General features: G+C 63.7%; 11 protein-coding genes and 1 pseudogene. 8 read left to right on the top strand and 4 right to left on the bottom strand.

Features of this window, described 5'->3' with window-relative positions; all coding sequences use genetic code 11:
- The 4 genes and pseudogenes from L9Z73_RS17400 to L9Z73_RS17385 all read left to right on the top strand — a co-directional run.
- Positions 1-148, top strand: a pseudogene (locus L9Z73_RS17400) (type VI secretion system baseplate subunit TssG); the annotation flags it as partial.
- Positions 129-665, top strand: a complete 537-nt coding sequence (gene tssJ / locus L9Z73_RS17395; RefSeq protein ID WP_247403328.1) for a type VI secretion system lipoprotein TssJ — start codon at positions 129-131, stop codon at positions 663-665. The pseudogene L9Z73_RS17400 and the gene tssJ, both read left to right, overlap by 20 nt.
- A gap of 3 nt (positions 666-668) precedes the next feature.
- Positions 669-1,109, top strand: a complete 441-nt coding sequence (tssE, locus tag L9Z73_RS17390) for a type VI secretion system baseplate subunit TssE (RefSeq protein WP_247403325.1) — start codon at positions 669-671, stop codon at positions 1,107-1,109.
- A gap of 23 nt (positions 1,110-1,132) precedes the next feature.
- A complete protein-coding gene (locus L9Z73_RS17385; RefSeq protein ID WP_247403322.1) occupies positions 1,133-2,245 on the top strand; it encodes an OmpA family protein in 1,113 nt (370 codons plus the stop codon).
- Between the two features lie 3 nt (positions 2,246-2,248).
- On the opposite strand, the gene L9Z73_RS17380 is transcribed toward L9Z73_RS17385, so the two are convergent.
- A complete protein-coding gene (locus tag L9Z73_RS17380; RefSeq protein ID WP_247403317.1) occupies positions 2,249-3,493 on the bottom strand; it encodes a methionine gamma-lyase in 1,245 nt (414 codons plus the stop codon).
- Positions 3,494-3,616: 123 nt separating this feature from the next.
- On the opposite strand from L9Z73_RS17380, the gene L9Z73_RS17375 reads away from it, so the two are divergent.
- Both L9Z73_RS17375 and L9Z73_RS17370 read left to right on the top strand, forming a co-directional pair.
- Positions 3,617-4,087, top strand: a complete 471-nt coding sequence (locus L9Z73_RS17375) for an Lrp/AsnC family transcriptional regulator (protein ID WP_247403316.1) — start codon at positions 3,617-3,619, stop codon at positions 4,085-4,087.
- A 106-nt stretch (positions 4,088-4,193) separates the two neighbouring features.
- A complete protein-coding gene (locus L9Z73_RS17370; protein WP_247403314.1) occupies positions 4,194-4,631 on the top strand; it encodes a carboxymuconolactone decarboxylase family protein in 438 nt (145 codons plus the stop codon).
- 4 nt (positions 4,632-4,635) lie between these two features.
- Here L9Z73_RS17370 and L9Z73_RS17365 read toward each other — a convergent pair whose 3' ends face one another.
- Positions 4,636-5,406, bottom strand: a complete 771-nt coding sequence (locus L9Z73_RS17365; RefSeq protein ID WP_247403312.1) for an AraC family transcriptional regulator — start codon at positions 5,404-5,406, stop codon at positions 4,636-4,638.
- Positions 5,407-5,505: 99 nt separating this feature from the next.
- On the opposite strand from L9Z73_RS17365, the gene L9Z73_RS17360 reads away from it, so the two are divergent.
- Positions 5,506-6,636 (top strand): MFS transporter, encoded by a 1,131-nt coding sequence (locus L9Z73_RS17360; protein ID WP_247403310.1) that lies wholly within the window; start codon positions 5,506-5,508, stop codon positions 6,634-6,636.
- Here L9Z73_RS17360 and L9Z73_RS17355 read toward each other — a convergent pair.
- Complete coding sequence (locus L9Z73_RS17355; protein WP_247403308.1) at positions 6,626-8,776, bottom strand: TonB-dependent siderophore receptor; 2,151 nt, start codon at positions 8,774-8,776, stop codon at positions 6,626-6,628. The genes L9Z73_RS17360 and L9Z73_RS17355 overlap by 11 nt on opposite strands.
- A 181-nt stretch (positions 8,777-8,957) precedes the next feature.
- Between L9Z73_RS17355 and L9Z73_RS17350 the strand changes: the two genes are divergently transcribed.
- On the top strand, positions 8,958-9,752 hold the full coding sequence (locus L9Z73_RS17350) for an acetoin reductase (RefSeq protein WP_247403306.1): 795 nt from the start codon (positions 8,958-8,960) through the stop codon (positions 9,750-9,752).
- Between the two features lie 67 nt (positions 9,753-9,819).
- On the opposite strand, the gene L9Z73_RS17345 is transcribed toward L9Z73_RS17350, so the two are convergent.
- Positions 9,820-10,801: sigma-54-dependent Fis family transcriptional regulator (locus tag L9Z73_RS17345; RefSeq protein ID WP_247403304.1), on the bottom strand; the 982-nt coding region annotated here is incomplete at its 5' end.

Genomic DNA, 10,801 nt, shown 5'->3' with positions numbered 1-10,801 from the left:
GCTCGGCATGACCGGCGTGCTGGGCTTGGGAGGCGCCGCCTGGCGGGCGACCGAGCACGCCAGCCTGACGATCAACCTGGGTCGCTACCAAGGCCTTTCGATTAACCCACGCAACAGGGAGACACAGCATGTCGCGTACCGTTTTTAATCTCATGATGCTAGCGGCATTCACGCTACCGCTGGGCGGTTGTGGGTTGGCCCAGACCGTGGCGGATGGCACGGCATCCACCGCCAAGGCGATCTTCTACAAGCAGGTCAACACCCTGCACCTGGATTTCAGCGCGCGCACGGCGCTGAACACCGATGCCACGGACATGCGTGCCTTGTCGGTGCCGACCCTGGTGCGGGTTTACCAATTGCGCGACAACAAGGCCGCGGCGCTGGCGACCTATGAAGGCTTGCTGGACGATGACGAGCGCTTGCTCGCGGGTGCGTTGCTGGACAAGCGCTCGGTGGTGGTGAAACCGGAGGAGGGCGCGCAACTGAATGTGCCGATGCACAAGGACGCGCAATTTGTCACGCTGGTGGCGCTGTTTCGCGACCCCGATACCCGGCAGGACACTTGGCGCCTGACGCTGACGCGTGACGACCTCGAGCCGGATCGCGCGCGGGTGATCGAACTGGGCGATAACCGCTTGACCCTGCGCCCGCTGGTGAAGGACTGAGCCATGACCGAGTACAGCCCTTCGCTCTACGAACGCCTGCTGCACAATTTCGACGGTGAGTTGGACTTGCAGCGGGTCAGCGAGGCGGATCAGCACACGCTCTCCGTGCTGGACAACCTGCAGCGCATCCTCAACAGCCGAGCGGGCTCGCTCAGCCATCTGCCGGATTATGGGTTGCCGGACATGGGCCTGATCCTGCAAGGGCTGCCTGCCACGGCCCATGACTTGATTGGCACCATGACCGACACGCTGCTCAAGTACGAACCGCGTCTGGCGGCGATCACCATCGAACTGCTGCCCCAGGCGCTGCCGGGTCATCTGGAGTATGCCTTGGACCTGCAATTGAAGGATGGGCAGCGCGTGAACTTCGGCACCCGCCTGACACCCGAGGGCAAGGTGCTGGTGCGGCACTTGAAGCGACAGCATTACCTGTCGAAGCGTTGAACCGATAACGGAAGGGAAGCCCGATGACGGCGTTGTTTGAGATGCGTATTCAAGTCGGCGGTGATCCGCGCGGTTTCAGTGAGTTCAACGCTTTGCGCGATGAGTTGGCCAAGCTCAGCCATCCCGCTTGCCCGGATGTGGACTGGGCCAAGGTCGAGCAAGGCTGCCTTGCGCTGTTCCAGCAAAACGGCGCGGAGTTGCACAGCGCGTGCTTTTACACCTTGGCCCGCGGCCAGCGTCATGGGGTGGAGGGCATCACGCAAGGTGTGGCGTTGATCGAGGCGCTGGGCGGCGAGTGGGCGCGCCTGTGGCCGCCGATGGCGTCGGCGCGCCTGGACTTGCTGGGATGGTTGTTCGACCAACTGCAACTGCTGCTGCGCAGCGTGGTGGTGAACGCCTACAGTGTGGCCGCGTTGGTTCAATTGGACATCGAACTGGCACGTTTGCAGGTGCGTTTGCGTGCAAATCTAGACAGCCCTCTGCAATCGCTGCAAGCCTTGCGTTATCAGGTCGGCGGCCTGATCCAGCGCCTGGAGCAGAGCCCCGCGTCGGGCGAAACGCAGCTCGCGCCGGTCAGGTTGATGGCGCCGGCGTTGGTGACCCCCGTGGTGATTCTGCCGCCACCCGAAGTGGCGCCGCGCAGGTCACGCATCGGCCTGTGGTGGCTGGTCGGAGCGTTGATCGTCGTTGTGCTCTCGGGGTTCGGTTGGCGCGTGTGGCTGTCAGGTCCAGGCAGTGAACCCCTTATGCCCGACCCGGTTCGACTGGACAGCCTGTCGCTGTTCGATGCCGGCAGTGCCACGCTCAAGCCGGGCTCGGCCAAGGTGCTGATCAATGCCCTGGTCGACATCAAAGCCCAGCCCGGCTGGCTGATCGTGATCGCCGGGCATACGGATGCGACCGGTCCCGTCGAACAGAACCTGGCGCTGTCGCATGCCCGCGCCGCTGCCGTGCGCGACTGGATGCAGCGCATGGGCGACATTGCCGACACTTGCTTTGCCGTCCAAGGCTTCGCGGCCAGTCAGCCGATTGCCAGCAATGAAACCGAAGCCGGACGCGCTGCGAACCGTCGTGTGGATATTCACTTGGTGCCACAAACGGGGGCCTGCGGCGAGGCCACCGTGGCAGTGGATTGAGCGCTATTTCAACGCATGCTCAACCACCTGCGCCGCACGCGGTGCAGCCCGCATACACTTGGCCAGCGCCTGCTGCACGTCCGCCAGCAGGTCGGCGATGTCCTCCAGCCCGACCGACAAACGTACCAACCCTTCGCTGATCCCGTGCGCTGCCCGCTCCTGCGGGCTGTAGGTGGAGTGGGTCATGCTCGCCGGGTGTTGGGCCAGGGATTCGGCATCGCCCAGGCTGACTGCGCGGCTGAACAGCTTGAGCGCGTTCATGAAGCGCCGGCCGGCCGCGATCCCGCCTTTGAGTTCGAAGGCAATCATCCCGCCGGACATGCGCATTTGCCGCGCCGCCAATTCGTACTGGGGGAATGAGCGCAGCCCCGGGTACGTCACGCGTTTCACCGCCGGGTGCGCCTGCAAGGCTTCGGCCACCGCTTGGGCGTTGCTGCAATGGCGGTCCATGCGCAGCGCCAGGGTCTTGAGGCCGCGCATCAGCAGCGATGCGTCCTGCGGCGACATGACCGCGCCGGTCAGGTCTTTGAGCCCTTGCAGGCGAATGCGCTGCGCCAGCGCCTGGTTGCTCACCGCAATGCCCGCAGTAATGTCGCCGTGCCCGCTGAGGTACTTGGTAGCTGAATGCACGACCACATCGGCGCCCAGGTCCAGCGGCCGTTGCAGGTAGGGCGTGCAGTAGGTGTTGTCGACCACCACGATGACGTTGGGCAACTGGTGCGCAAGCGCCGCCACGGCGGCGATATCGACCAGTTGCAGGGTGGGGTTGGCCGGGGTTTCGCAGTAGATCATGCGCGTGGCCGGGGACAGCGCGGCGTGCAGCGCGTCCAGGTCCGTGAGGTCGACATGGCGCACCTTGATGCCGAATTCGGCAATGCCATGGTGCAGCAGGGCGAAGGTGCAGCCGTAGAGCGTCTGGCTGACGATCACCTCATCGCCGGGGCGCAGCAGGGTCCAGAAGGTGGCGGCAATCGCGCCCATGCCGGAGCTGAAGGCGACGGCGGCCTCGCCGTTTTCCAGGCTGGCCATGCGCGCTTCCAGCAGGGCCAGGGTCGGGTTGGAAATACGCGTGTAGAAGTGCCCGCTTTGTTCACCGGCAAAACACGCGGCGCCGTATTCGGCGGTGGGGAAGGCGAACGTGGCGCAGAGGTAGATCGGCGGTACGAGGGCGCCGTGGTGGTCCTTGGGGTCATAACCGTGATGGATGGCGCGGGTGGAAAAGCCGAATGCATTGTGTTTATTGTTCATGTCGGGCACTCCTTATTTCCTACAATGCTATGCTCATAATCACAGCTGAACTTTGCAATATTTGCTGACAAAACCCGCGTTATGGGATGAAACCTCCCTAAAAATAATGATTAGAGGCACGTTATGCCCGTCAGCCTGGATCGCACCGACAAGGCCCTTTTAAACGCGCTGCAAGGCAACGCCCGCTTGACCGTGGCCGAACTCGCCGAGCGCGTATCCCTGACCACCTCACCCTGCTGGCGGCGGGTCAGGAACCTGGAAGAAAGCGGGGTGATCAGCGGTTACCAGGCGATCCTATCGCCCAAGGCACTCGGGTATGGGGTGACGGCGTTTGTCAGCATCATGATGGAGAGCCACACCCAGGAGGTCGCGCGGGCGTTCGAGCAGCGCTTGTTGGACATTCCGCAAATCGTGGCCTGCCATAACGTCTCGGGGCGCTATGACTTCCTGCTGGAGGTGGTGGCGAAGGACCTGGAGTCGTTTGGCGAATTCGCGCGCGAGGTGTTGCAGACGTTGCCGTGCGTCAAAGAGATTTACTCGAGCTTTTCCTACAAGTCGGTGCGGCCGTTGCGCGTGATTCCGTTGCCGGGCTGAGCCCATGCGCACATTGGCTACCTGATCTTTGCCGAAATTGGCTATTTCTCCTGAGCGCTCCGCTGACTAACCTGGCCACCCATTCCCAGTGTTCCGGAGCTCTACCATGCAACCCCGTATCGATTTCTACACCGCCTCCCCGGATGGCATGAACGCCATGCGCGCCCTGGAAACGGCTGTGGGCAAATTGTCCATCGAACTGCCGCTGCTGGAACTGGTGCGCCTGCGCGTGTCGCAAATCAACGGCTGCGCCTTCTGCCTCGACATGCACACCGCCGATGCGCGCAAGGGCGGTGAAACCGAGCGCCGCCTCTACACCCTGTCGGCCTGGCGTGAAACGCCGTTCTTCACCCCGCGTGAACGCGCCGCCCTGGCTTGGGCCGAAAGCCTGACCCTGCTCAGCCAGACCCACGCCGCAGATGAAGACTACAACCCCCTCGCCGCCGAGTTCAGCGCCCAGGAACAGTTCGATCTGAGTGTGGCCATCGCCACCATCAACAGCTGGAACCGCCTGGCAGTGGGCTTTCGCAAGATGCCCACGTAAGCCTTCAGTCGGCCTTGAAATAACCGCGTGGCGTGGTGCCGGTCAGGCCCTTGAAGAAGGCGATCAAGGCGCTGTCACTGGCAAAGCCCAGCTCGAACGCGCAATAGCCCAGGTTGCGCCCGCTGGCGAGCAATTCGATCAGCCGCATCAGCCGCCACTGTTGGCGCCATTGTTGATACCCCAGGCCGGTTTCCCGCCGGAAGATGCGGCCGATGGTCTTGGCGCTGGCGCCCAGTTGTGATTCCAGGTCTTGCAGCGTTGGCGGCAAGCGGTCCAGATGGGCCAGCAACGGTGCCAGGCGTTTGTCCCGGGGCAAGGGCAGCAGCATCGGTTGCTCGGCGGCTGTCTGGATTTCGTCCAGGCACAGCGCCAACAGATGGGCGTAACGACCGGTTTGCCAATCGGTGTCGAAGGGCGCCATCGCCATCGGTTCCAGTACCGCGCGCAGCAAGGCACTCACCTCGATCACCCGCACGTGTTGCGGCAATTGATCCGCCAGGGCCGGGCTCATGTAGACCGAACGGTAATCCACGGCGTTATGCATCTGCGCGCGATGGGGCACGCCGCAGGGAATCCACGCGGCTCGGGTGGGCGGTAGCAGGCACAGCTGGTTATCCAGGGTAATGCGGCTGCAGCCCTGCTGGGTAAACAGCAGTTGCCCGCGTTGGTGCCGGTGCAGGCCGGAATCGTGGTCGCCGAGCTGGGCAGCGATGCCGATGACCGGTGCCGGCAGGCGGTCGGGATCGAAAGACGTGTCGGCGGCGAGCCAGGCCATAGATTGTCCGATTTGATGGATAAGCTGTCGAAGTTTGGATAATACCCCAGCGGCCAGTCCTTACACTCCTTGCGTTGTTTTTCGGGGAAGGAGCTGTCGGTGAAAAGTACAAACCTGTTGGTGCTGGCCGTGGCTTTGCTGATGTTCCCGCAACTGGCCCAAACCCTTTACAGCCCGGCCCTGGGTGATATAGGCCAGGCCTTTGCGGTCGGGCCGGAACGGGCCGGGCAGAGCCTGTCGGTGTACTTCCTGGCGTTCGCCTTCGGCGTGGTGGTATGGGGCCGTTTGTGTGATCGCTGGGGGCGGCGTCCCGTCATGTTGGCGGGGCTGTCGATGTATGCCGGCGCCTCGGTGCTGGCCTTGGGTGTGAGTACCTTCAATGGCCTGCTGCTGGCCCAGGCCTTGGCGGCGTTTGGCGCGGCGGTAGGTTCGGTGGCCACGCAGACGCTGTTGCGTGATCGCTTCCAGGGCGCCGAATTGGCCCAGGTGTTTTCCGTGATGGGCATCGCGCTGGCCGTCAGCCCGGCGCTGGGCCTGTTCAGCGGTGCAACCTTGGTGCAGCACTTCGGCTATCGCGGCATGCTTGCCGGGTTATTGCTGCTGGCGTTGGTGTTATGGGGCTGGTGCCTGTGCGCCTTGCCCGAGACACGTCCGGCAGCGTTGCCCACGGCTTCGCTGCGCCAGACCCTGGGCCTGATGCTCACGGACACCGGGCTATGGCGTGCGGTGGGGTTGGTGGGCGCCTTCAATATTGCATTGTTCAGCTATTACGCCGTGGGGCCGTTTGTGTTCGAGCGCCTGGGTCTGTCCGCCGCCGCGTTCGGTTACAGCGGGGTGCTGCTGGCGCTGGGCTCTGGGTTGGGGGCGTGGCTGAACAAGCGGTTGCTCAAGCGCGGGATGCACGGTGAGCAGTTGGTGTTCACCGCCGCCGGCATCGCGCTACTGGGTGGCCTACTGGTGTTGATGCTGCAAGGCAGTTGGCTGTTCGTCTGGCCGATGCTGCTGGTGGTGCTCGCCTTCGGCATGGCGATTCCCAATGTGCTGGGGGCAGCGCTGGCTGCCTATCACGACCGCCTGGGCACGGCTGCCGCGCTGTTCGGTTTGCTGTACTACTTGGTCATTGGCGCCGGGCTGAGCCTGGTCGCCTGGCTGCAAGACCTCGGCTGGAGCCTGTTGACCTGCGGTCTCGCGGCGCTGTGGCTGGCAGTGCCGCGTGGGCTCAGAAGTTGACCGAAGCACTCAGGCGCGCCGTCAGCGGCGCGCCCTGGAACAGGTAATCATCGCCCATGTACTCGCCTGCGTCGCGCCAGTAGCGCTTGTCGAACAGGTTGTCGACGCTCAGGCGAAACACCGTCTCATAGCCATCGATTTTGGTGGTGTAGCGGCTGCCGACGTTGACCACCGCGTAGTCCCCGACCTCGACGTTGCCGCTGCGGTTGGCGTACTTCTTGGCGCTGTATTGCACGCCACCCAGTACCGCCAGGCCGTTCACCCACGGCAGCGCGTAGTCGGCGTAGACACTGGCGCGCAGCTTGGGCACGTTGATCGCCTGGTGGCCTTCGTAGTCCGGCGTGCCGCTGCCGCTGACCCGCGCGCGAATCGCCGCGACGCTGGTGGCGATCTGCAGACGGTCGGTGGCCCAGCCGTTGGCCGACAGTTCCAGCCCGGTGTTTTTCTGTTCGCCTTGTTGCACGTAGGTGAAGTTTCCAGCGCCATCCGGCTTGGCGTACTGGTAGGCCTGGCGCGTCTGGAAGACAGCGGCGGCGAAGCTGATGCGGCGCCAATCGTACTTCACGCCGGCTTCGAGTTGCCGTGACACGGTCGGGGCCAGGGTTTCGTTCGGGTTGCTCGCGAACCACGGCGCGGTGCCGCCCAGGGACAGGCCCTTGCTGTAGCTGGTGTACAGCGAGATGTTTTCAATCGGCTTATAGATCAGCGATGCCTGGGGCAGGAACACGTACTGCTGGGTATGGCGCGCCGGGTCGCCATTGCTGTCAAAGGCTTTTTCATCGAGGCGCACTTCGCGACCGCCGAGGATGGTTTGCCACTGCTCGTTGAAGCGGATGCGGTCGGTGACGAACACGCCGTACTGGCGGCTGTCGAGATTGCGATGGCTGTCGTGCAGCGGCACGTTGGTCGGCGCAAACGTCGGTGCGTCGTCGTTGATATTGCCGCTGCCGATGTACGCGTTGACCGCCTCGCGCTTGTCGATCACCCGGCGAAACGCGCTGGTGCCGAAGGTCAGTTCATGGCCCAGGCCGACGGTGTCGAACAGCCCGGTCATGGCCGCCTGCACTTCATCGTCGCGGCGGGTGTCGTCGGGGCTGCGGTAGTCGTAGATGTCGTAGTCACCCTCGGGGCTGAAGGTGTTGGCGTTGCAAGTGCCCACATAGAAACAGCCCCAGGCGAACGAACTGTAGTCATCGATCACCACCTTGCTGCGCGCCGCGCTGACACTGCCTTTCCACTGGTCACTGAAGCGGTATTCGAACTTGCCGTTGAGGTTCAGCGAATCGATACCGACCTGCTTGGAACCGCTTTGATGGCCCAGCAGCTTTTTCGGCGATGCATCGTGGGGCACTTCACTGCCGCCGAGCAGTTGGTAGCCCGGCACCGAGCGCTGTTGTTTGTTCTGGTACTCCGCATCCAGTTGCAGTACGGCGTCGGGGCTGATGTTCCAGTCGAACGCCAGTGACAGGAAGTCGCGCTGGCCATTGGCGTGTTCCACGTAGGAATTGAGGTCTTCATGGGCCACGTTGGCGCGTAGGCCGAATTGCTGCTCGCTGCCGAACCAGCCGCCGACGTCGGTGGCGATATAGCCGCTGCCGCGGTCGTCGCTGGACACCGTCACCGAGCGCACGTCTTGCGGGCGCTTGGTCACGTAGTTGATCACGCCGCTGGGCTCGGAAATCCCACTTTGCAGACCGGCCAGGCCCTTGAGCACTTCCACCTGTTGTTTGTTTTCCAGGGCGACGTTCTGCTCGCCGGTGATGGTGCGGCCGTTGATCTTGTAGCTGCTCGCGGCGTTCAGCGAGAAGCCGCGCACCACGAAGTTTTCGTAGTAGCCGATCGGCGCATAGCTGTCGCCCACCGAGGCGTCGTTGCGCAGCACTTCGCTGAGCAGGCGGGCTTGCTGGTCCTTGATCAGGGCGGCGTTGATCACGCTGATCGAGGCGGGAGTGTCCAGCAACGGCGCTTCATTGAAACCGCCGACCGAGGCGGTGTCACTGCGATAACCGGACTCATCCTGGCCCAGCACCTGCACCGCTGGCAGTTCAATTTCCGCGGCCAGACTGCTGCCGATGCCACCGCTGAGCAGCAGGCCGAGGGCGAAACGTGAAGTGGCGACGGGGCGGAAACGCAAAACCATGGGGCAAGGCCTTAAAGCGCAGGACGGGGGGCGCATAAACTAGGCATAAGTGCGTGCATTTACAAGGATTCGCGCATTGAGACATCCCGTCTCAGCGTGTACGCCGATCCACTCGCGTCTCGACAGGCCAGGTAGGCATCTGCGATAGACGAGGCTTCTCTCATCGTTGCAGGAGGTCGTCATGAGTACCGCTGGAAACGTTATCGCTGGAAAAGTAGCGCTGGTGACCGGCGCCGGGCAGGGCATCGGCCGGGCCATCGCCCTGCGCCTGGCACGGGACGGCGCTGATATCGCGCTGGTGGACATCAATGGCGCCAAGCTCGAAGCCGTGGCCGCTGAAATCGTCGCGGCAGGGCGCAAGGCGTCGGTGTTCATCGCCGACGTGTCCAAACGCGAACAGGTAGTGGCTGCCGTCGAACACGCGTACCAGACCCTCGGTGGCTTCGACATCATCGTCAACAACGCTGGGGTGGCGCAGATCGATTCACTGCTGGAGGTGACGCCGGAGCAGGTCGAACGCACCCTCGGCATCAACGTGCAGGGCGTGTTGTGGGGCATCCAGGCGGCCGGCAAGAAGTTCAAGGCGCTCAAGCAGAAGGGCAAGATCATCAACGCCTGCTCGATTGCCGGGCATGAAGGCTTTGCGTTGCTGGGCGTGTACTCGGCGACCAAGTTCGCGGTGCGTGCCCTGACCCAGGCGGCGGCCAAGGAACTGGCGAGCGCCGGGATCACCGTCAATGCCTATTGCCCAGGCGTGGTCGGCACCGATATGTGGGTCGAGATCGACAAGCGCATGGCCGAGATTACCGGCGCCGAAGTCGGCGCGACCTACAAGAAGTACGTGGACGGGATTGCCCTGGGCCGTGCGGAAACGCCGGAGGATGTGGCGGGGCTTGTGTCTTACCTGGCGGGGCCGGATGCGGACTATATGACCGGGCAATCGCCGTTGATCGATGGTGGGATTGTGTACCGATAGCCCTGAAAGCACGCGGTTCAAAGGTGGGAGTGGGCTTGCCCGCTCCCACATGTTTGACCGTGCTGTGTCAGATATGTTTGCCCGGCATGTCGATGCCCAACTGGTTGACCCGGCGATACAAGGTCGCCCGCGAAATCCCCAGCGCCTGGGCCGTCGGCAACGGCTTCCAGCGATGCCGGATCAGCGCATCCAGCACCACCTGGCGTTCCGGGCTGACACGCTCTTGCACGTCGGCCTCGATCTGCTCGCCGCGCACCTCCACGGGCAAGTCCGCTAATTGGATGGTGCCGCCGTCGCACACCGCACAGGCATACGCCAGCACATGGCGCAGTTGGCGCACGTTGCCCGGCCAGGCATACCCCAGCAGTAGCTCCAGCGCGGCAGGCCCGATACCCACGGCAATCCCGCTGTGGTGCGCCTCCTGTTCCACCAGCCGATTGATCAATGCCAGCTTGTCGCTGCGCTCGCGCAAGGGCGGCAGGCAGAACCGCGCGCAGCCCAAGCGAAAGTACAGGTCCTCGCGAAAGCGCCCCTCGCTGACCAGCGTAGCCAGGTCGCGGTGGCTGGCGCAGATCACCTGGATATCCACCGCACGGGTTTTCGCCGCGCCCAGCGGGGCCACTTCACCTTCGGCCAAGACCCGCAGTAAACGCGTCTGCAGGGCCAGCGGCATATCGCCGATTTCATCGAGAAACAGCGTGCCGCCATCGGCCTGCGACAACAGCCCGGTCATGCCCTTGCTCGACGCGCCGGTAAAGGCCCCGGCGACATAGCCGAACAGCTCGCTTTCGATCAGGTTTTCCGGGATCGCCGCGCAGTTCACCGCCACGAACGGCCCGCCGCGACGGGCGCTGCGTTCATGCAGTTGGCGCGCAAACACTTCCTTGCCGGCACCGGTTTCACCCTGCACCAGTACCGGCAGGTTGCGGTCCTTGACCCGCACGGCCAGGCGCAGGTGTTCTTCCACCCGTGGGTCGACCTGGTTGTTTGCCGTCTTAGCGGGACGCGCCGGTTTGCGGTGCGGCGCGCTGACCCGCACATGCAGCGCG

Origin of the sequence: Pseudomonas emilianonis, assembly GCF_023072625.1 — a bacterium.
In the GTDB taxonomy this organism is placed as follows: Bacteria; Pseudomonadota; Gammaproteobacteria; order Pseudomonadales; family Pseudomonadaceae; genus Aquipseudomonas; species Aquipseudomonas paraveronii.
Note: the sequence above shows the minus strand (reverse complement) of the source record. Positions and strands in the feature narration are given on the sequence as shown.